Here is a 19,379-nt window from a genome sequence, read left to right as displayed (position 1 = left end):
TTGCATTTTTAATATATCATCTTCTGTTTTTTATCACTCTATAATGGTGAGTTTTTGCTATCTTTGCAACGGATTGAATATCATATTCGTTCCAACGATAGATTATACGATATTTATTCTTACCACAAATATAATTGCAGGACATAATGAAAAGAAAATTTATTTTGATGATAGGTTTCGGATTGTTCCTTGTTTTTACGGGATGTTCCACTCACTATCAGCTGGCAGCTATCAGTCGAAGCCGAATTCTTGTCGATAGTAATTACGATGGCTCCACCAATCCGAACGTCATGGCGTTCCTCGCGCCTTACAAATACCGGGTGGATAGTCTGATGGAGCCCGTCGTGGCACGTTCAGATCACTATATGAAAGCGAGAAGACCGGAGAGCGACCTGTCTAACCTTTTAGCGGATATCATGGTTTGGGGCGCGAAAGCCTACAATGAACAAGTGGATTTCGCTGTTTACAACATGGGAGGCATACGTGCCGATCTGCCCTCAGGGGACGTAACCTATGGGGATGTGCTGGATATCGCGCCTTTTGAAAACAAGATTTGTTTCCTTTCCCTTACCGGAGATAAGGTGATGGAACTCTTCCGCCAGATAGCCTCCACCGGCGGTGAGGGAGTGAGCAAGGGTGTTGAGCTCATGTTGAGCAAGAACAATCGTCTCTTGCATGCTTCCCTGAATGGAAAGCCTATTGATCCAAATGCGAAATACCGCATTGCGACCATTGATTATCTGGCACAAGGCAATGATAAGTTGGAGGCGTTTAAGTTTAAGACTGAATTTAACGCTCCGCAAGACGAATCGAATAACTCACGCTATATCATTCTTAATTATTTCAAACAGCTCACCGCAGAAGGGAAGACGGTAAACAGCGCAACGGAGGGGCGCATCGCTTACTATAAGCCCAATGATGATAGAATTGGCGTAATTGGAATTAACAAGAAACAGGAAAAACAATGAAAAAACAAATATTGTCGCTGACACTATGCATGATAAGTTTGGTGGCAGTGGGTCAGGGAAAGCAACTCACCATCTTGCATACGAACGACACACACAGTCAGATTATGCCTTTCAAGTCCACATTGGCCGATACGCTAAAAGCCGGACGGGCAGGTTTTGTGCGCAGAATAGAAATGTTGCGAAACGAACGTGAAAAAGATCCAGATCTGTTGCTGTTCGATAGTGGGGACTTTTGTCAAGGCTCACCTTATTTCACAATGTATAAAGGCGATGTAGAGGTGGGACTCATGAACATGATGGGGTACGATGCCGGAACAATTGGTAATCATGAGTTTGATTTTGGAATGGCGAACATGATTAGATTGTTCAAGCAGTTGAACTATCCTATAGTATGTGCTAACTATGATTTCACGGGAACGGAATTGGCGGAGATAGTAAAACCTTACACCATCATTAATCGTAAAGGAATAAAAATAGGAGTGTTTGGTTTGTCGCCGGAATTGCGAGGACTGGTGATTGAGGCAAATTATGAACCCTTGAAATTTATGGATCCCATTGCCTGCGCTCAAAAATGCGCTGATGAACTGAAAGCGAAAGGTTGCGACTTGGTGATTTGCATTTCGCATTTGGGAGTGAATATTGCCGGTGTCAGCGATGAAGAGATGGTAGCGGGAACGCGAGGTATCGACTTAGTGCTTGGTGGTCATTCTCATACTTTCTTGAAAGAACTCCTATATGTTAATAACAAAGATGGGAAGCCCGTAGGTATTGATCAGAATGGGAAGTCGGGAATCTATGTGGGGAAGATGGTATTAACCCTCAATAGGAAGTAACTCTTGTCCTTTGCACACAAAAAACGGTCGGTTGTCATGTGGCTTTTATGCCTGACAACCGACCGTTTTTCTTGAAAATCGTGATGTACCATCCCCTCATTATTCAAAATAGAAGGTTAAGGCAATCATCTTTGAGTGAGCTTCCGATACAGAGTTGGTGTACATAATCATGTTTTTATCTTTCAAATCTTTCGAGTGTTTTGTGTCAAGACAGTTGGAAAGACCATACATGAACTTCACTTCAGGGCGCAACTTGAAAAACGGAAGGTAAAAGTCGCATCCGATGCCGGCTTCCAAAAACACATCCCCACCTTTTAACTTGATGTAGTCGTTATTCTTTCCCGACAAATTCAACATCGGATTAAGTCCCAGCATCAAGTAAGGTCTATGATTGTTGAAACGCGGAGCAGCCGCAATCAAATCGAAAGCGCATGCGACATAAGCCGACTTAAGGTTTTGAGTTTGTTCCGTGGGATTTCCTTCGATGTTTAAATCGGTATGGTTGCGAAATGTGATATGGCGTGTCCCGAAATACATCGCCGGCGCCACTCGAAACTGGAATGTGGTGTTGAGTCTGAATTCTCCCAATACTCCCACGGTGAAACCGGCGTCCCACCTATCTTGATCGGCAGAAATAACCTTTTCCACCATTCCGTTTCCGTCTTCAAAATCCACCATTTGCGAACCAACATTCAATAATTCCATATCTTGCAGGTGGGTTCCCACCATCACACCGAAATGAAACCCTCTTAAATCGGTATATGGGCGGTTCTGCACCGTTCGCTGCTGCGCAAAAACCGTCATAACCGACAATAACATCCAAACTATGTATAGCGTTCTTTTCATATAATCTTTCATATAACGCTTTAGCTTTCTTCTTATTGTGCATGATTCAATCGGCTTATGTTTTCCACTTTTATTTTTATAATGTTTAAATACTTAAAAAAAATAGCATTATCTTCTAACGTTCAAAATATTGTTCCTATCTTTGCAGCATACTTAAAAGTAGGTATCAAAATATTCTGTACAAAAACATTATTAATAAAAACAAAGGAGATAATTATTATGGCTTACGTAATTGGCAATGACTGTATCGCTTGTGGTACATGTATTGATGAGTGTCCGGTAGGTGCAATTTCAGAAGGCGACATCTATAAGATCGATCCGGATGCATGCACAGAGTGTGGAACATGCGCTGAAGTTTGCCCGAACGAGGCAATCAGCCTTCCATAAGGAACGCTAAACGTCAAAAGGTAAAACTGCGAACTCGAAAGAGCTCGCAGTTTTTTGTTTCAATGGACGAAGGAGATTAAACGCACCGATTGATAATGTTTTTAAGAGCTGATTTGTTTGTAAACAACTATCGAACAAGTGTGCAAATCTGTCTCATACGCAAGTTGTAAGTCTTGTCTTCCTCAAGGTGATAACATCCATTTCCTCTTCATCTGTTGTGTGTTAGAAATGGAATAAAAAAACAAAATAAGCCATTGTGTATTAACCTAAATCGGTCATTATAAACTATTTTAATTCTTTTTCCTAATGAACGCCATTCGAAATACTCAACTATAGATGTTTGTTATTCAGCTGTTTACTAATTAAAAGCCATACGCAATAAACTCGTATCAACACCTGTCCCTGTCCGAATCAAGATAAAGGATAAGCATATTTTTTATTTAGATGAGGCTTTGAAAAAGCGAAAATCCTTTCCGAAGACAGGGGAGAAGTTCAATAATGTCCTAAATTTTCTTCATTCATCTATCCAAAGCTTAGCTTTTGCTTTCCAAAAGGTAAGCTTTTGCAATGCAAAAGGTCATGAATCAGCGTGCAACTAATCAGCGAAAATGAAGAAATATCGAAGTTGGTGTAAACTGACTGATAATGAGTAGGAAACGGAATAATTTGCATAGAAGTGCTCTTTTCAAAAAGAGTTATAATATGCAGATTTAGGCAGAAGTTCAGTTACCAAACCGTTACCCGAATTTGCCATAGGTAACGATGGAACAATGTTCGGTAACTGAATTATTTTTACTCGTGTGGCTGTTGCTGCGGTCGGCAGTTTTCTGCGTAAGTGAGGAACGCTTTGAATTTGGTAATTTTGCCACAAAACATCAAAGCGTATGAAAACAGAAAAAATGAAGGTGTTGCTCTACCTCAAAAAGAGCGGTCTGGACAAGTCGGGTAAGGCTCCGATTATGGGGCGGATAACCATCGGACGTTCTATCGCGCAGTTCAGTTGCAAGCTCTCCTGTAATCCTGACCTGTGGAATCCCCGTGAGAGCAGAATGGACGGAAAAAGTCGTGAGGCGGTGGAAGTGAATGGCAGGTTGGAGAATTTGCTGCTGTCCATTCAGTCAGCTTATCAATCTTTGCTTGCAAGAGGTTGCCCATTTGACGCAACCGACGTGAAGGAGCAGTTTCAAGGGAGTGTGCAGACACGGTGCATGCTCATCGAAAGACTTGATATGCTCATCAAGGAGAAAGAAAGTCATATCGGTGTAGACATCAGAAAAGAGTCAATGGCAAGCTATCACTCCACGAGAATCCACTTGCAGGAGTTCATCCAAGCGAAGTATAAGGTTTCTGACTTAGCCTTCTCACAACTGACAGAGAACTTCATCCATGAGTTTCAGCAGTACTTCTTGGGAGAGTGTGGATTTCAGGAGAGCTCATTCTACAATGTCGCCACCCATTTGAAAACAGTTTGCAGGCAGGCTTACCGTGAGGGGGTGGCAGACATCCTGCTTTTTGACAAAGTAAAAATCAGCAAGGGTAACAAGAAACTCCCCAAAGCACTTGACAGAGGAGCATTTGAGAAGTTAAAGACTCTCCACTTTGAGGAATTGGAGGAGGAAATGGAAACGGCAAGGGATATTTTCCTCTTTGCCTGTTATACGGGTGCTGCGTATTGTGATTTGATGGAACTGGACAAGTCCCATCTTGTGCGTGATGACGAGGGTAGCCTTTGGCTGAAGTTCAACCGTCAGAAGACAAGTGTGCCTTGCCGTGTCAAACTGTTACCCGAAGCCATACGGCTGATGGAGAAGCTCCACAGCGATGAAAGGGAAACATTGCTCCCTTTCATGGGATATGCCACTTACCAATCTTATTTGAAAGCCTTGCGGCTTCGTGCAGGCATCTCGTTTCCTTTTACCACACATACGGCAAGGCACACATTTGCCACGCTCATCACGCTTGAACAGGGTGTACCCATTGAGACCGTTAGTAAGATGCTGGGGCATTCCAACGTGAGCATGACCGAGCGTTATGCAAAGGTAACCCCACAGAAACTCTTTGAGGAATTTGATCGTTTCCTTTCTTTCACTGAAGATATGCAGTTAATAATCTAATTCCTATTTTTTTCTATCTTATCATTATTCATTATTCAAAACCACCAAGACAATGAGAAGTACATTCAAGATACTGTTCTATATCAACAGACTGAAAACAAAGGCAGACGGCAATACCGCCATTCTCTGCCGTATCACCATAGACGGAAAGAACACAGCCATTACCACAGGCGAAGAGTGCCATCCTGCCGAGTGGAACACCAAGCAGGGGTTGACAACCAACAAGAAAACAAACCAAAGAATCATTGAGTTCAGGGACTTGGTGGAAAAGACCTATCGGGACATTCTTGTAAAGGATGGAGTGGTAAGTGTGGAACTTGTAAAGAACCGCTTACAGGGGATTGCCACCAATCCGACCACGCTCCTTGCCATGAGTAAGGCAGAATTGCAATCCGTCAAGGAGAGCGTAGGCAAGTCAAGGGCAGAGGGAACTTATCTGAACCTGTTCTATTCTGACAGAAATCTCCGTGAATTTGTAGAAAACAAAGGAGTGCAGGATATATCCATCGGAACAATTACAGAGGACTTGTTCGAGGAATACCGCTTCTTTCTCAAAAAGCGTGGACTAAAAGCATCCACCGTCAACAGCAACCTCTGCTGGTTGAGCCGACTAATGTTCCGTGCGGTCAGCAAGAGAATTATCCGCTGTAATCCGTTTGAGAATGCCAAGTATGAGAAAGAGGAAAAGAAGATACGCTTTTTGCAAAAGAGCGATGTGATGAAACTTATGGCAATGAAGATTAACGACAAAGAAGCGGAGCTGGCAAGACTGATGTTTGTCTTTTCCTGCTTCACAGGCTTGGCTATTTCAGATATGGAGAATTTGGAATACAAGCATATCCAAACGACAGCGGATGGACAGATGTATATAAGAAAGGAACGTCAGAAGACCAAGGTTGAGTTCATCGTGCCGTTACATCCCATAGCGGAAGCCATAATCAGCCATTATCGGAAAGAGCCAGAAAGAAGCGAGGTACAGCAGACGGTGAAAGAAAAAGGCGACCACCTTGTTTTTCATCGTGATTGCAGCCGCAGTGTCATGGATGCCAAACTGAGTATTGTGGGAAAGGCTTGCGGTATCCGCCAAAGACTTTCCTTCCACATGGCAAGGCATACGTTTGGCACGATGTGCCTTAGCGCAGGAATACCTATTGAGAGTATAGCCAAGATGATGGGACACGCCTCCATATCAAGCACTCAAGTTTATGCGCAGGTGACGGACAAAAAGATATCAGAGGATATGGACAGGCTCATTGCCAAGCAATCAGTAAAGGAAAAGGAAACTATGGAGAGAGAGGTTTATGAACCAAACTCTGCTAACTCGTTGTAATTAAATGTTCTATCAATTTTGACAAATCGGTAGTGTAGCATTTTTGTAGCAGTATTTTGACCGCTTGATGACTACCATTCTGACTACCTGTTGAAAGCACAACTGCTCTCTTTTCTTGGGTACAAAAGTATATAAAATTGTACTAACCTCCAAATCTTTGTACCATAAAGATTTAGATATTTTACTGCTACACTTTCCAGTGCAAGGTGCAAGTCCCTATATATAAGGGGACTTGCACCTTGCACTGGAGGGATTTTCTCAAAATTATTTGATTTTGTTCTGGAATGATTGTTATTACAATGTATTTTCGTTTATGAATTCTAGAAAACAAACCAATTAAATCATCCCATGTTGACATCGCCCATCATATTCATCTGCACCTAATGCAAGCCACCTTGCATGGGATGCAAACATTTGAATGTGGCGGGTTGCTCAAATTTAGGTGTCTTTGTAACTTTATACATATGAAACAGTTGCACAAAACCCTAAAGGAAAAGCGAGAGCATGAAGGATACTCACAGGAGTATATCGCTGAAAAACTGAAAGTTAGCTCAAGTACCATCTCAAGATGGGAAACGGGAGCCGTATCCATGAGTATAGTACAAATTTGCAGCTATGCCAAAGTTTTGGAAATGGATGAGGACGATCTGCTTGCATCCATTGCAAGGAGAAGAAGAGAAATACCACCCCCATTTATCCGACTGGGCATAGACGTGTTTGACGAAGAGACTTATGGAAAGATAATGGATCTCGCCAAGGAATTGGGACCGCAGCACATTATCTTACAAACCAAATTATAAAGGCTGATGGAAATAATAGCAGTAGAAAGCCAAGCCTATCAGGAACTGATAGATAGGCTCAACCGAATTGAACAGTATGTTGAGCGCACCTCTCATCTTATCCAAGATATAGATGATGAGCTGGAGATGACCACGAAAGACCTTATCGGGACTCTGAATGTTTCAGAGTCCACCCTTTACCGTTGGCGCAAGAAGCAGTTGGTGCGGTATCGCTACACAGAAGGTGGTGATGTGCGTTATTTTTTCAAGTCTATCGTGATTGCCACGAAATGCAACCGCCTCCGTGTTTCAGGTATGAGGAATGACGAGGTTCTTGGTAGGCTCAATCGTTTTAAGGACAATCTTATCATGAGTTCATGTCTTAACCCTAAAAACAGACAACTATGATAGAAAAAGAACAGATTCTTTTGCTTACCCAAGGAGGTTTGGATGTATTTTCCCATTTCCTTGGTTTTGAGGTGAATCTTCACCGAAACTTCCGTAGCCCCTTTTATGACGACAGACGGGCTTCCTGTCATATCTACTATGATAGGAAAACTTCTTCTTATAAATTCTATGATCATGGCGATACCACCTATTCAGGGGATTGCTTCTGGTTTGTGGCAACGTTGCGTAGTTTGAATCTGAAAACGAGTTTTCCCGAGGTCTTGGAAATCATCGTACAAGAACTTGGATTGTATTCTTTATGTGATGCTGAAAAGCATAACAAACATATCACACCGTCATATAAAAATTCTAAAGCCTCCAGTCCTACGATTGAAATCATCAAGTGTACGGAAGAACGCCCATATAGTTTCGAGATACAGCCATTTGACGATGGATTGCTGAACTATTGGGCGCATTATGGCATTCATGAAGATACACTCCGGCTTTTTCGGGTACGGAGTCTTAAACGGTATGAGAGCGTATCTGCCGAGGGCAAGAAGTTTGAACTTCACAGTTCACCGACAGAACCGATATTTGCCTATATCGGAAACGGCTATGTAAAGATATACCGACCACACAGTCCGAAAATCCGCTTCCTCTATGGTGGAAGGATGCCAGTCACCTATTGCTTCGGTATGGAGCAGATTCCCACCAAAGGTGATATTCTTTTCATCACAGGTGGAGAAAAGGATGTGCTCTCGTTATATGCACACGGCTTCAATGCGATATGTTTCAACAGTGAAACAGCACAAATACCGACAAGCATCATTGAGAGCCTTCAACTTCGCTTTCGGCATATCATACTCTTGTATGATGCGGATGAAACAGGTGTAAGGGAGGCGCATAAACAGGCTGAACATTTTGTAGAATTCAAAGTGTTGAATCTTACACTTCCACTTAGTGGAACCAAGACGGAAAAGGATATTTCTGATTTCTTTGCTTTAGGAAATGGAGCAACGGAACTGAAGGATTTACTTGCCAAAATGTTTACAGACCTATACAGCCAAACCATGATGATGTTACGTTCCTGTGAAATTGACTATGAGAATCCACCAGACATTTCCAAATCAGTAGTAGCAGTAAACGGTGTGCCACTCGGCACGCAGGATAACCTATTCTGCATCACTGGAGGAGAAGGTACGGGCAAGAGTAACTATGTAGGAGCCATTCTTGCTGGAACATTGGGAGAAGAACAACTGCCAATAGAGAAAACCTTGGGATTAGAGATTACCGCCAATCCCAAAGGTTTGGCAGTTCTGCACTATGACACGGAGCAGTCCGAGGCACAACTCCACAAGAATTTGGGCAAGACATTGCGCAGGGCTTCTCTGGCAGCAGTACCTGAATATTATCATTCTCTGTATCTCGCTTCGCTTTCCCGCAAAGACCGGTTGAAACTTATCCGTGAAAGTATGGACCTGTTTCATCACAAGCATGGGGGCATCCATCTTGTGGTGATTGACGGCATAGCTGACTTGATACGTTCCGCCAACGATGAAACGGAAAGCATTGCCATCGTGGATGAGCTTTACCGTCTGGCAGGGATTTACAACACCTGCATCATCTGCGTACTGCACTTCGTGCCGAATGGTATCAAACTCCGTGGGCATATTGGCTCCGAACTTCAACGCAAGGCGGCAGGCATTCTCTCCATAGAGAAAGATGATAATCCTGAATACTCGGTGGTGAAAGCTCTGAAAGTCCGTGACGGAAGCCCGTTGGACGTACCGATGATGCTTTTTGGATGGGACAAGGCAGAGGATATGCACGTCTATCGTGGTGAGAAGTCCAAGGAGGACAAGGAAAAGCGTAAGACCGATGAACTCGTTGGCGTTATAAGGGAAGCCTTCCGAAATTCTTTCAAGCTCACCTATCAGGAACTTTGTGATGTTCTGATGCGAGAAATGGAAATAAAGGATAGAACCGCAAAGAAGTACATCGCCTACATGAAAGAACAGCATATTTTGGCACAGGATATCAATGGCAACTATCAAAAAGGAGAATTATGTCGTTCATAAACTATAATACAGAAGACACTTGGCAAAAACGCCTGTTCGATAAGCTCATGAATGTCGAGGACAAACTCGACCGTCTGCTTATTCTGCAAGAACAATCCGTCGATACGTCTGTCCATCCACCATTGAAACCCGAATATTTGGATATCATAGATGTGTCCAAGATACTCAAAGTGGAACAAAAGACCATCTATAATTGGGTTTGGGCAGGGAAAATTCCTTATCTCAAAGCCAATGGCAGATTACTTTTCCTTCGGGAGGAGATAGATGAAATGGTACGGAAGCGAGAAGGTTGGTAGAAGTCAGTTCTATACAGGTATGTTGGAAATGTTCATGTTTTATTTCATCCTCTTTTTCCTCACTATGGTTGAAATATTATCCTACAAGTCAACTATTAGTTTACTTTCAGGAAAATAATTCAACCAATCAACTGTAATTAGTAAAGTCTTTTGTACCTTTGCGGTTGGTTTTAATTACAGCAAGTAAACTATGAGTGTACTAAAAGGAAAAAAAATAAACCAAATGCTTCAATCTGGGCAAAAGAACGGATTGCTGTTTGCGACATGGCTCGTAGAGCATGGCTATTCCAGGCAGTTGTTGAGCAGATATCGTTCTTCCGGTTGGTTATCCTCTCTATGTAAGGGAGTCATGTACCGCACAGGTGACACGCTGTCCGCTTTTGGTGCTTTGCAGTCCTTTAACGAACAAGTAGGAAAGAGTTTTCGTGTTGCAGCGCATTCTGCTTTGGAGCTTTGGGGCTTCAACCATTATGTTCCTATGGGCAAACCCCTGTTAATGGTATCAACGGCAAGTGATAAAATGCCACAATGGATGAAGCATGACATTTTCGACCGTGAATTTAAGTTTTTCAAGACAGAGGTGTTTATCAGTGCACAGATAACAACTTTAACATACTTGGACTGGAGGCTGCTTATATCCTCCCCTGAGCAGGCCTTTATGGAATGTCTGCTGCTTGCACCACGCCAATATGATTATATGGATTTATTCTATATCATGGAACAACTGACTACTCTGCGCTCTAATATTGTTCAATCGTTATTAGAGACGACAAAACACTACAAGATGAAGAGATTGTTTCTATATATGGCTGAAAAGGCAGGGCATTATTGGTATGAAGAGTTAGACCTTACAAAAATTGAGTTGGGGACACACAAGCTTCAATTGGTTAAGTCGGGTGTATATATCAGTAAATATAAGATGGTTGTCCCAAAAGATTTAAATGATTATGAATAACCAGCAATATAAAAAACAGGTGGCATTGTTACTACGCATTCTGCCTTTGGTTTACAAGATAACGGACTTTGCTGTTCATGGAGGTACGGCTATTAACCTGTTCCACCAGAATATGCCGCGTTACTCGGTTGATATTGACCTCACCTATATTCCGATAGAGCCACGCACAGCGAGTTTGGAAAAGATAAATCAACATCTTGGAGAACTGAAAACTAGTATAGAACGTGCCATTCCCGGAATACATGTGGTACATAAATCCGAAGTATGGAAATTGCAGTGCACGCATGATGGTGCTACGGTGAAAATAGAGGTAAATGGTACAAAACGGGGCATACTTGGAGAGGTTGAAATTATGGAACTCTGTCCGAAAGCAAAGAAAGAGTTCCAAGCCAGCTGTAAGGCACGTATAGTTCCTTATTCTCAACTTTATGGGGGGAAGATTGCGGCCGCCCTCAGCCGCCAGCATCCACGTGACATGTTTGACTGCAAATACATGAAAGACCAAACGCTTGAAAGTGTAAAAGGCGGACTCATCTTATGCTTATTGGGAAGCGACAAGCCTATCGTGGAATCCTTGTCTCCTAATAACATAAACCAAGAGGAGGCACTTGAAAACCAATTCAAGGGAATGTCAGATATTCCATTTACATATACAGACTATGAGCAGGCTCGTAAATCCATTATTAAAAAGGTAAATGACAGCCTTACAAATACAGACAAGGAATTCCTCGTTTCCTTTGAGGAGGGAACACCACAGTGGGAGAAATGTTGCGCAGGTGATTTAAGCCAATATCCATCTGTACAATGGAAACTACTGAATATAGGTAAACTTAAGAAACAGACTCCCGATAAGCACAAAGAAGTAATAGATAAGCTAAAAAGTTATTTGCAGGTATAATGATAAAAGTCAGACATTCAATACGGATGTCTGACTTTTATTTAGCCTCTCGGCATGTGCTTAGTGCCTCCATTTGGGTCTAAAACTCTGTAAACGGCTATTATCTTCTCTGTCTTGGACAAGATCGCTTTCATTCTTTACTCCTCCAGAATGATAATGGTCGGATAAATCCTCTCCTTGCTTCATTTCTTCTGTTTCCTCTTTTTCCTCTTTTTCCCCCTCTGGTGGAGCAAGGGTAAGCGCAATCTTTCTGTCTAATTCAGCAGCTTCACTTTTAAGTGAGCGAAGCTCATTCTCTTTCTTCCAAGAACTGTTAGCAATATTAGTATAAACTTCTTTATTTGCAACAACCTTTGCCATTTCCTTCTCATGCGACTCTACCACCTTAGGGATACGCTCCAAGGCATTTACGAAGTTCTCGCAGGCAAGTTTCGGGTCTGCCGCTAACTTACCGTTATTATAGGTATAGTAGATGCTTTCCTGTCCCTTGACAAAGAAGCGGTTCACCGAGCAGTCGAACAAGTCCTTGGAAGTGCTCTCCGTCTTGACCATGATGGAAAAGCCGTAAACCTCGCCAATCTTGTTGTACTCGCTCTTGGTACGAGCCTTTTCCTCTATCTCATGCAGACGGGCGGCGATGACCTTTATGTCGGTGCTGTCCTCTACACCTTTGATTGTCAGTTTATTGACGGGCAGTCCCTCCTTGTCCCGTTCCACACGCTGCTCAAAGCAAGCCAAGTCAGCTTTAGCTTCCTTAATCTTGTCGGAATGGAAGGACACGGAACTCTCAATCTCTGCCAGCTTGCCCGTCGCTGCATCACGCTCACGGAGGAAGTTCTTACGCTCGGATTCCAAGGTGGTAATCTTCTTGTCAAGTCTCGCTTTTTCCAAAAGGTCGGTGTTGCCTGAAAGTACTGCTACATATTCTGAGAAGTTCATACCACTATCCTCGTCCATCGAACCCTCATCAATGGTACGGCTACCCAAAGTGTTTGTTTTTAGCTGGTTGATAAAGAGCTGTTTGTTGTGCAACAGATTGAACTTATAGCTATCCAAGGAACGCTCTACGGCATAGATGATGACATCGACCTTGTTGTCCGCAAACTCCTTGGCAACAAGATTTCCTTTTCGGATGGCACGCCCATTGCGTTGCTCAAGGTCTGACGGTCGCCACGGTGTATCGAGTTGATGGACCGCAACAGCCCGTTGCTGGGCATTGACTCCAGTTCCCAACATAGAGGTAGAACCGAAGATAATGCGAATGTCGCCACGGTTCATGGCATCCACCATTGCTTTCTTTGCTTTCTCGTTCTTGCACTCCTGAATAAAACGTATCTCGTATGCCGGGATATGGTAGTCCTCTACCAATTTTCTCTTGATTTCCGAATAGATATTGAAGTCTCCGCCGGGCTTGTAAGTCCCCAAATCAGAGAAAACAAACTGCGTTCCCTTTTGTGCATCATACTTTTGGTAATAGTCATTCAAGAGTTTCGCACAATGGCTTGCCTTGTTGTCGATATGGTCTGAGTACCCATTTTCATCAATCATGCGTAAATCTAAGCTCATCTTTCGAGCATAATCAGTTGTTAAGAATCAAGGGAAACAGAGGGAAAAGCAAGGAATGTAACTATTTGAAATATCATCATTTAGCATTTTTATGCCATTATCGAGTTAGGCGAAAGGAAGCATCAAACGGCAGGAGTTCCGTTACCAAATCGTAACCCATCAAGGAAAAAGCAAAAAGGGGTTACGAATTGAAGGTAAACAACTGTATCATAGGTTTTTATTCTTCATCTTTCATTTTTCTGCATCGCTCAGGAATACTTGTTCATCTGTACCTTTGCAAGCAAAGGAAATTTTGAAAAAACGACAGAAAAAAATGAAGGAAAACAAACTCAAAGTATCGTTCTTCGTTCAGGCGAAACGAACCGACAAGAAAGGACTTGTGCCTGTCATCGGGCGAATCTCCGTTGGCAGAACCCATTCGGGCTTCTCCACCAAATGCAAAACTCCGCTTACTCTTTGGGACAGTCGTAAGCAAAGGCTCATCGGCAAGAGCAGCATGGCTGTGTCCGTCAATCAGAAACTTGGTGAATGCACCGCACTTATCCACACACGCTTTCACGAACTCTGTGAAAGAGAAGAATCCTTTACCGCCACCGATGTGAGGGATGCCTATCAGGGGCAAATCCACTGTCAAGCCTTGCTCTTGGAGAGTTTCGGGGAGTATCTCACACAGACAAAGGAGCGCATAGGCATCGACCGAGCCTTAAAGACGTTCAAACTTCGTACCTACCAGCTCTCCTTGCTCCGTGAGTATGTGCAAAAAAAACATAAAGTAAGCGATATTCCCCTTTCACAGTTGGACAAAGCCTTTATCGAGGGTTTCGAGTATTATCTCACCATTGACCGAAAACTGAAACGCAGCAGCATATTGAGTACCTTGTCCACCTTGCAGACCATCGTCCGTATGGCGGTGAAGAAAGGCGTGCTGGACTTCTATCCGTTCTTGGGCTACAGTTACGAGCGACCAAAAGGCGAACCGAGAAGCATTACGCAAGACGAACTACAAAAGATAATTGACTTGGAGATTGAGTGGGAAAACTACCGCATTGTCCGTGATTTGTTCGTCTTCTCCTGCTTCACAGGACTGGCTATCTCAGATGTCCGCAATCTTCGGGAGGAGAATATCGTCACTGAAGAAGGCAAACTCTGCATCAAGGGCAGACGCATGAAGACCAAGACCCCGTATCGTGTACAGGTGCTTCCCCCTGCGCTGACTATCATGAATCGTTATAGAGGGATAAGGGCAGGCTTTGTCTTTGACGTGCCGACCACCGACATTGTCCTCAATGGTATGCACTACATACAGAGAAACATCGGCATGGAGACTCCGCTGACCTTCCACATGGCTCGCCATACCTTTGCTTCGCTTATCACGCTCTCGGCAGGCGTTCCTATTGAAACGGTGAGCCGTATGCTCGGACACACCAACCTGAGAACAACACAGGTATATGCAGCGGTTTCCTCCGAAAGAATCCATCGGGATATGCAAGCGATACAGCAGCGAATACAAGATACATTCACCTTAAAACTTTGACATTATGGCACGAAGTACATTCAAGACACTCTTTTATATCAATCGCTCAAAAGAGAAAAAGAACGGCAGCTGCCCGATTATGGGACGCATCACCATAGACGGAGAGCAAGTGCAATACAGCACGGGAAAGGAAATCGCTCCCGAGCTTTGGGACAGCCATAAGGGACGATGCAAGGGTATAGGCGAAGAGACAAAGGAAATCAACCGCTACTTGCAAACCAAAGAGGAACAAGCCAAAGGCAAATACCAAGAATTAGTTTGGCAACGTGGCTATATCACCGCCGAGTTGTTGAAACGTGAACTCATGGAAGAAGACAATCCCAAAGGCTTTCTTTTGGAGGAAGCCCGACTATTTATTGAGGAAAAGCGTCCATGCGTAGGACTGACGATAGCCAAGCCTACCTTTGCTAATTACATCTATGCAGCGCAGCTCATTAAGTCCTATCTGCGTGAACGCTTAGGGCTGGAGGATATCCGCTACTCTCTGTTGGACTATGGTTTTATCGAGGGGCTGGACTTCTACCTTAAATCAGAGCGCAACCTTTCTCTTGCCACTATTCAGGTAGCGGTCATCTTCCTTAGGAAACTCATCGGCATCGGTCAGCAGAAGAAGTATATCCGTATCGATCCGTTTGCGGACTACAAGGCAGAACTGCCACATCGCACACGCAGGTATCTCACTACGGAGGAATTGCAGAGGGTCCTGCAAACACCCATAATTGACAAGCAGTTCGAACGGGCAAGGCAACTCTTTCTTTTCTGTGCCTTTACTGGTCTGGCTCGTGTGGATATGCAACGGCTCAAACCGAAGCATATCACCCATAATGCTGACGGCACGGAGGAAATACGCATCAAAAGGCAGAAAACCAATGTGGAAGCGATTATCCCACTTCTGCCCATTGCCAAACAAATCCTTTCGCTCTATATAAAGGACAAGAAAGCGGACGACTTGATATTCCCCAATCTTACAATAAGGAAAGCATCCTTTGCGTGTGTGAACATCGGGCAGATATGCTGGATAGAGAAGGGCCTGACCTTTCACATGGCTCGCCACACATTCTCAACCACGATATGCCTATCCAATGGTATTTCGATGGAAACGCTCAGCAAGATACTCGGACACAGCAATATAGGTACGACACAAATCTACGGAAAGATAACCGACCACAAGATACAGGAGGATATGACTGCACTCACAGACAGGGAGCATACTGTATTTGAAGGTTATTGTGAGTCGATAGCACGGCAGAACGTGCCACTGCAACACGCATAAAAAGGAAGTAATTACCAAACATTTATTATTCACGATTGAAAACCAAATGATTATGAAAAAGAACAACAAACAGGAACTTTCTTACTTTCGATTGAAATTAAGAAGTTACATGAGTGAGCATCACCCTGAGAGATTGAAAGATAAGGAGTTTATCACTGCACGGGCAGATATGGCTCTCACAGCTTACTGCGATGCCGTGACACAAGGTTTCACGCACCCCGAAGCGGAAAGCATGGCAAGCGAGGTTTTGTATCAAGGCTTGCACTTTTCCAAGTATGATACGCTTGTATCCGTGTTTGAGAATGAGTTTGAAAGGGAACTGCCTGCACCTCTCCCAGAGAAACTCGTACCTATATTGTTGTCGAATAAGGCTATTCAAGCCACATTCGACAAGTTCGGTTTGACGGACACATTTGCTTCTGACGAGCAATACGACCGTCTTTACACCGAACTCACAGGCACGATAGTGCTGCTTACCAAGAGCAATCATTTGCCAATAATCGGTCAGACGGAGGGGTAAGCCCAAAGGCGTTGTAAGCAAAGGCACACGCAAAGTCCCTGATGCCGTTTCTTATCGTGCAAAGGTACAACGGCAGCCAATCTGCCCTGACAAGGTCAAGTCCTGCGGATGGAGAGAAGAATCTCCACCGCAGGATTTTTCTTTTCAAGTTGGTATTGCCATTTTCAATATTCGTGCGGTCGTATTCATCTCTCCCAACCTTGCAGGGCTGGGCTGCCGTAGAGAGTATAGGCACGACAAGAATACGGCATACTCAGGCTCTTTGGACGCAAGGCGTAACAGCCAACAATAGATAGGACTGACTATAATACGGACTATCTGTTGTTTGTACAATTTATTGTCATGACTATCTGTTGTCATGACTATCTGTTGTCATGACTATCTGTTGTCAAAACTATATATCGTCAAAACTATATATCGTCAAAACTATATATCGTCAAAATAATCTATCGATAAAACTATCTATCGACACTTCGACATCTCGATTTGTCGAACTATCGAATTATCGATAAAACAACAAAATAATAAAAGGAAAGAGCCGGCACCTCATCTCATTACCGCAATAACACAAATGGATCTCCTTTGGTCTTTTCTCTTGTTTTCTCTCTATTTCCCTGCTTATCCTCATTTCTTGCAGCGGTGCTTCCGAGGGTTTACTTTTGCACTCGATAAGTACGGCAATGGACTGCATAACAGTTTGTTTGCCGAGTAACAATAAAGTAATCAAAACAAAATCAAGGCAATGAAACTCATTATCATCGACCGCAAAGCGTGGGAGCGGCACTGCTCCGAATTTGCAGACTTTATCCACAGTATTGAACAGCTTATCGGCAATCCGCCCGAAACGGACGAATGGCTCGACAATGAAGCCGTATGCCGCAGGCTCGGCATCAGCAAACGCACCCTGCAATCCTATCGCGATACGGGTAAAATCCCCTTCTCCATCATTGGGCATAAATGCTATTATAAGGAGAGCGACATCGCAGAGTTACTGAATGCAAACAATTAATGAAATCAAACACAGAATGAACTATGGAAGAGAAAGAAATCATTACACAGCAAGACCCTCAAATGCAGATGTTTGCACAGTTGATGGAGGGAATATTGAAGAAACTGAAGCGTTATTGTTCTACAGCCCGTCCAATGTTAGGCGGAGAGGTTTACCTAACAGGCGAGGAGGTTTGCAGCCAATTACGGCTCAGCACACGCACGCTCCAAGAGTACAGAAACTTAGGAACGCTTTCTTTCTACAAAATCGGAGGGAAGATACTATACAAGCAGAGCGACATACAGACAATGCTTGAAAGGCATTATAATCCAATACCGCAAACAGGTAAGTTATGAGTTAAGTTAAGAAATCAGTCGCGACTTAAGTCAAATGGTCAATTGTGACTTTGGTCAAGAAATTAGTTTCGACCTAAGGTAAAATTAACTTTAGTCAAAAATATGTCAGCTCATAAAGTCAGTAAGTCAAGAGATTAGTCTAAACTTATCTCTTGACTTACTTCTTGAACTTTGAACTCTCGCACCCCAGAAAGGTTACTTTATGGAACATAACAAACTATCTCTTTCTTTATACTGGCAAGGTGTGTTTTTGTGACACAAACTGCCGTTTGTACCACAAAGACCCTTGCCCCGAAAGGGGATTAAATCACTCCAAAGTCGTGATTAGAAGAACAAAAACAAGAGAATATGGCAAGCGATAAATCAAGGAAAAGGGTAGCGAAAAAGTATGGTGATATGCCCGACAAGTGGGACGATTGGCACGTCCGCCTGCCCGACCCGAAAGAGCAACTTCGGGTGATAGAGCTCTATCACAGGTCTGGTTCAAAATCCAAGTCAGAGTTTGTGCGTGCAAGGCTTTTGGGTGAGCATTTCAAGGTGATAACGGTGGACAAGTCCGCCGTGGAGTACCACCGCAAGCTCTCTGAACTCACAGCCCAAGTACATAAGATTGGAGTGAACTACAATCAGGTGGTGCGACTGATGCGCCTTTATACGGCAGAGAAAAGCATACAGGCATTGTTGCGGGAGCTTATCGGTTTGACACAAGAACTCACTGCCTTGCAAGAAAAAGCAGTGAGTTTAACCATTGACTATCGAGAGAGATAAGGAATGTGCGATGGAATTATATGTCCCCAAGCATTTTTTGTAGCAGATTGCCCGATGTTCGAGTTATCTGGAAATCCACCGTTTGGTTTTCCACAGTTTTTATGTCGGCTGACTTGAAACGGCATAGGGCTTTCTGACGCTCCAATGTGTCACGGACGGAAGAAAGGTCTTGTATCTGTCCTGCAAATGTTCTGTAGGGAGATTGTAGATAAATCATTTGTCCCTTCGTATCTTCAGGACGCTTATTCTCGAACTTCAATAAGATGGTTATATCCGTACTGTCCGCCGGTGTTGCGGTTGTTACTCTGTGTATGGTAGCCGTTCCTGAATACACCTGCTTATAGGGCAGGAAATAGGCTATGGCTAACAGACAAAGCAACACAGCCCCAATGGCGGTGATGCCGTATCGGACAAGCGAGGAGGGTATCTGTCCCACGATGCTGCGTACTTTCTCGCTGCGAAGCTCAAAACTCCGTTCCTGTTTCTTTGCTTGTTTGTCCATA

At 43.5% G+C, this 19,379-nt stretch carries 21 protein-coding genes and 1 pseudogene; 18 read left to right on the top strand and 4 right to left on the bottom strand.

What is annotated here, in order from left to right; genetic code table 11:
* Positions 1-146: 146 nt before the first annotated feature.
* Together E0E16_RS08855 and E0E16_RS08850 are read left to right on the top strand one after the other, a co-directional pair.
* A complete protein-coding gene (locus E0E16_RS08855) occupies positions 147-968 on the top strand; it encodes a 5'-nucleotidase C-terminal domain-containing protein (RefSeq protein ID WP_130830010.1) in 822 nt (273 codons plus the stop codon).
* Positions 965-1,801: a bifunctional metallophosphatase/5'-nucleotidase gene (locus E0E16_RS08850; RefSeq protein WP_130830009.1), complete on the top strand. Its 837-nt coding sequence runs from the start codon at positions 965-967 to the stop codon at positions 1,799-1,801. Before E0E16_RS08855 ends, E0E16_RS08850 begins: the two co-directional genes overlap by 4 nt.
* 99 nt (positions 1,802-1,900) lie before the next feature.
* Here E0E16_RS08850 and porT read toward each other — a convergent pair whose 3' ends face one another.
* Positions 1,901-2,647, bottom strand: coding sequence for a type IX secretion/gliding motility protein PorT/SprT (gene porT, locus E0E16_RS08845; protein WP_130830008.1), 747 nt, complete (start codon positions 2,645-2,647; stop codon positions 1,901-1,903).
* Positions 2,648-2,866: 219 nt separating this feature from the next.
* Between porT and fdxA the strand changes: the two genes are divergently transcribed.
* Positions 2,867-3,034 (top strand): 4Fe-4S ferredoxin, encoded by a 168-nt coding sequence (gene fdxA, locus E0E16_RS08840; RefSeq protein ID WP_130830624.1) that lies wholly within the window; start codon positions 2,867-2,869, stop codon positions 3,032-3,034.
* Between the two features lie 737 nt (positions 3,035-3,771).
* Here the strand turns inward: fdxA and E0E16_RS14400 are convergent.
* The gene (locus tag E0E16_RS14400; RefSeq protein WP_255418164.1) at positions 3,772-3,903 is read right to left on the bottom strand and encodes a hypothetical protein; all 132 of its coding nucleotides are present in this window, start codon (positions 3,901-3,903) and stop codon (positions 3,772-3,774) included.
* Positions 3,904-3,918: 15 nt separating this feature from the next.
* Between E0E16_RS14400 and E0E16_RS08835 the strand changes: the two genes are divergently transcribed.
* From E0E16_RS08835 to E0E16_RS08800, 8 genes are all read left to right on the top strand, one after another.
* Positions 3,919-5,148 (top strand): site-specific integrase, encoded by a 1,230-nt coding sequence (locus E0E16_RS08835; RefSeq protein ID WP_130830007.1) that lies wholly within the window; start codon positions 3,919-3,921, stop codon positions 5,146-5,148.
* A 52-nt stretch (positions 5,149-5,200) separates the two neighbouring features.
* The gene (locus E0E16_RS08830) at positions 5,201-6,478 is read left to right on the top strand and encodes a site-specific integrase (RefSeq protein WP_130830006.1); all 1,278 of its coding nucleotides are present in this window, start codon (positions 5,201-5,203) and stop codon (positions 6,476-6,478) included.
* A gap of 464 nt (positions 6,479-6,942) precedes the next feature.
* Positions 6,943-7,278 (top strand): helix-turn-helix domain-containing protein, encoded by a 336-nt coding sequence (locus E0E16_RS08825; RefSeq protein ID WP_130830005.1) that lies wholly within the window; start codon positions 6,943-6,945, stop codon positions 7,276-7,278.
* 6 nt (positions 7,279-7,284) lie between these two features.
* Positions 7,285-7,665: a MerR family transcriptional regulator gene (locus E0E16_RS08820; RefSeq protein WP_004365032.1), complete on the top strand. Its 381-nt coding sequence runs from the start codon at positions 7,285-7,287 to the stop codon at positions 7,663-7,665.
* Complete coding sequence (locus E0E16_RS08815; RefSeq protein WP_130830004.1) at positions 7,662-9,722, top strand: bifunctional DNA primase/helicase; 2,061 nt, start codon at positions 7,662-7,664, stop codon at positions 9,720-9,722. Before E0E16_RS08820 ends, E0E16_RS08815 begins: the two co-directional genes overlap by 4 nt.
* Positions 9,710-10,018: a helix-turn-helix domain-containing protein gene (locus tag E0E16_RS08810; RefSeq protein ID WP_130830003.1), complete on the top strand. Its 309-nt coding sequence runs from the start codon at positions 9,710-9,712 to the stop codon at positions 10,016-10,018. The genes E0E16_RS08815 and E0E16_RS08810 overlap by 13 nt, the downstream gene beginning before the upstream one ends.
* 190 nt (positions 10,019-10,208) lie before the next feature.
* Positions 10,209-10,973 carry a type IV toxin-antitoxin system AbiEi family antitoxin domain-containing protein gene (locus E0E16_RS08805; RefSeq protein WP_036866806.1) on the top strand — a complete coding sequence of 255 codons (765 nt, stop codon included), beginning with the start codon at positions 10,209-10,211 and terminating at the stop codon, positions 10,971-10,973.
* Complete coding sequence (locus E0E16_RS08800) at positions 10,966-11,871, top strand: nucleotidyl transferase AbiEii/AbiGii toxin family protein (RefSeq protein WP_130830002.1); 906 nt, start codon at positions 10,966-10,968, stop codon at positions 11,869-11,871. Before E0E16_RS08805 ends, E0E16_RS08800 begins: the two co-directional genes overlap by 8 nt.
* A 60-nt stretch (positions 11,872-11,931) precedes the next feature.
* On the opposite strand, the pseudogene E0E16_RS08795 reads toward E0E16_RS08800, so the two are convergent.
* Positions 11,932-13,461 (bottom strand): annotated as a pseudogene (locus E0E16_RS08795) (helicase-related protein); the annotation flags it as partial.
* A 289-nt stretch (positions 13,462-13,750) separates the two neighbouring features.
* Between E0E16_RS08795 and E0E16_RS08790 the strand changes: the two are divergent.
* The 7 genes from E0E16_RS08790 (at position 13,751) to E0E16_RS08760 (ending at position 18,876) form a co-directional block, all read left to right on the top strand.
* Positions 13,751-14,971 (top strand): site-specific integrase, encoded by a 1,221-nt coding sequence (locus tag E0E16_RS08790; protein ID WP_130830000.1) that lies wholly within the window; start codon positions 13,751-13,753, stop codon positions 14,969-14,971.
* 4 nt (positions 14,972-14,975) lie between these two features.
* Positions 14,976-16,244 (top strand): site-specific integrase, encoded by a 1,269-nt coding sequence (locus E0E16_RS08785; protein ID WP_130829999.1) that lies wholly within the window; start codon positions 14,976-14,978, stop codon positions 16,242-16,244.
* Between the two features lie 52 nt (positions 16,245-16,296).
* Positions 16,297-16,764 carry a DUF1896 domain-containing protein gene (locus E0E16_RS08780; RefSeq protein ID WP_130829998.1) on the top strand — a complete coding sequence of 156 codons (468 nt, stop codon included), beginning with the start codon at positions 16,297-16,299 and terminating at the stop codon, positions 16,762-16,764.
* 41 nt (positions 16,765-16,805) lie between these two features.
* Positions 16,806-17,060, top strand: a complete 255-nt coding sequence (locus E0E16_RS13610; protein WP_165444219.1) for a hypothetical protein — start codon at positions 16,806-16,808, stop codon at positions 17,058-17,060.
* Between the two features lie 446 nt (positions 17,061-17,506).
* Entirely contained in the window at positions 17,507-17,773 is a 267-nt protein-coding gene (locus tag E0E16_RS08770; RefSeq protein ID WP_004355514.1) for a helix-turn-helix domain-containing protein, read from the top strand.
* A gap of 23 nt (positions 17,774-17,796) precedes the next feature.
* Entirely contained in the window at positions 17,797-18,108 is a 312-nt protein-coding gene (locus tag E0E16_RS08765; protein ID WP_130829996.1) for a helix-turn-helix domain-containing protein, read from the top strand.
* Positions 18,109-18,456: 348 nt separating this feature from the next.
* A complete protein-coding gene (locus tag E0E16_RS08760) occupies positions 18,457-18,876 on the top strand; it encodes a plasmid mobilization protein (RefSeq protein WP_116617421.1) in 420 nt (139 codons plus the stop codon).
* A 16-nt stretch (positions 18,877-18,892) separates the two neighbouring features.
* Here E0E16_RS08760 and E0E16_RS08755 read toward each other — a convergent pair whose 3' ends face one another.
* Complete coding sequence (locus E0E16_RS08755) at positions 18,893-19,378, bottom strand: hypothetical protein (RefSeq protein ID WP_028901967.1); 486 nt, start codon at positions 19,376-19,378, stop codon at positions 18,893-18,895.
* Between the last annotated feature and the right edge of the window lies 1 nt (position 19,379).

It is taken from the genome of Prevotella rectalis (assembly GCF_900607215.1).
Taxonomy (GTDB): domain Bacteria; phylum Bacteroidota; class Bacteroidia; order Bacteroidales; family Bacteroidaceae; genus Prevotella; species Prevotella brunnea.
The sequence above is the reverse complement of the archived record's forward strand: the minus strand, read 5'-3'. Positions and strand labels throughout refer to the sequence as shown.

What these genes read in the sequence shown, in the direction of transcription:
- E0E16_RS08855 (WP_130830010.1), top strand. Translation starts at nt 147, where the DNA reads ATGAAAAGAAAATTTATTTTGATGATAGGTTTCGGATTGTTCCTTGTT.
- E0E16_RS08805 (WP_036866806.1), top strand. Translation starts at nt 10,209, where the DNA reads ATGAGTGTACTAAAAGGAAAAAAAATAAACCAAATGCTTCAATCTGGG.
- E0E16_RS13610 (WP_165444219.1), top strand. Translation starts at nt 16,806, where the DNA reads ATGCCGTTTCTTATCGTGCAAAGGTACAACGGCAGCCAATCTGCCCTG.
- E0E16_RS08785 (WP_130829999.1), top strand. Translation starts at nt 14,976, where the DNA reads ATGGCACGAAGTACATTCAAGACACTCTTTTATATCAATCGCTCAAAA.
- E0E16_RS08770 (WP_004355514.1), top strand. Translation starts at nt 17,507, where the DNA reads ATGAAACTCATTATCATCGACCGCAAAGCGTGGGAGCGGCACTGCTCC.
- E0E16_RS08825 (WP_130830005.1), top strand. Translation starts at nt 6,943, where the DNA reads ATGAAACAGTTGCACAAAACCCTAAAGGAAAAGCGAGAGCATGAAGGA.
- fdxA (WP_130830624.1), top strand. Translation starts at nt 2,867, where the DNA reads ATGGCTTACGTAATTGGCAATGACTGTATCGCTTGTGGTACATGTATT.
- E0E16_RS08760 (WP_116617421.1), top strand. Translation starts at nt 18,457, where the DNA reads ATGGCAAGCGATAAATCAAGGAAAAGGGTAGCGAAAAAGTATGGTGAT.
- E0E16_RS08765 (WP_130829996.1), top strand. Translation starts at nt 17,797, where the DNA reads ATGGAAGAGAAAGAAATCATTACACAGCAAGACCCTCAAATGCAGATG.
- E0E16_RS08820 (WP_004365032.1), top strand. Translation starts at nt 7,285, where the DNA reads ATGGAAATAATAGCAGTAGAAAGCCAAGCCTATCAGGAACTGATAGAT.
- E0E16_RS08815 (WP_130830004.1), top strand. Translation starts at nt 7,662, where the DNA reads ATGATAGAAAAAGAACAGATTCTTTTGCTTACCCAAGGAGGTTTGGAT.
- porT (WP_130830008.1), bottom strand. Translation starts at nt 2,647, where the DNA reads ATGAAAAGAACGCTATACATAGTTTGGATGTTATTGTCGGTTATGACG.
- E0E16_RS08790 (WP_130830000.1), top strand. Translation starts at nt 13,751, where the DNA reads ATGAAGGAAAACAAACTCAAAGTATCGTTCTTCGTTCAGGCGAAACGA.
- E0E16_RS08800 (WP_130830002.1), top strand. Translation starts at nt 10,966, where the DNA reads ATGAATAACCAGCAATATAAAAAACAGGTGGCATTGTTACTACGCATT.
- E0E16_RS08850 (WP_130830009.1), top strand. Translation starts at nt 965, where the DNA reads ATGAAAAAACAAATATTGTCGCTGACACTATGCATGATAAGTTTGGTG.
- E0E16_RS08835 (WP_130830007.1), top strand. Translation starts at nt 3,919, where the DNA reads ATGAAAACAGAAAAAATGAAGGTGTTGCTCTACCTCAAAAAGAGCGGT.
- E0E16_RS08810 (WP_130830003.1), top strand. Translation starts at nt 9,710, where the DNA reads ATGTCGTTCATAAACTATAATACAGAAGACACTTGGCAAAAACGCCTG.
- E0E16_RS08830 (WP_130830006.1), top strand. Translation starts at nt 5,201, where the DNA reads ATGAGAAGTACATTCAAGATACTGTTCTATATCAACAGACTGAAAACA.
- E0E16_RS08755 (WP_028901967.1), bottom strand. Translation starts at nt 19,378, where the DNA reads ATGGACAAACAAGCAAAGAAACAGGAACGGAGTTTTGAGCTTCGCAGC.
- E0E16_RS08780 (WP_130829998.1), top strand. Translation starts at nt 16,297, where the DNA reads ATGAAAAAGAACAACAAACAGGAACTTTCTTACTTTCGATTGAAATTA.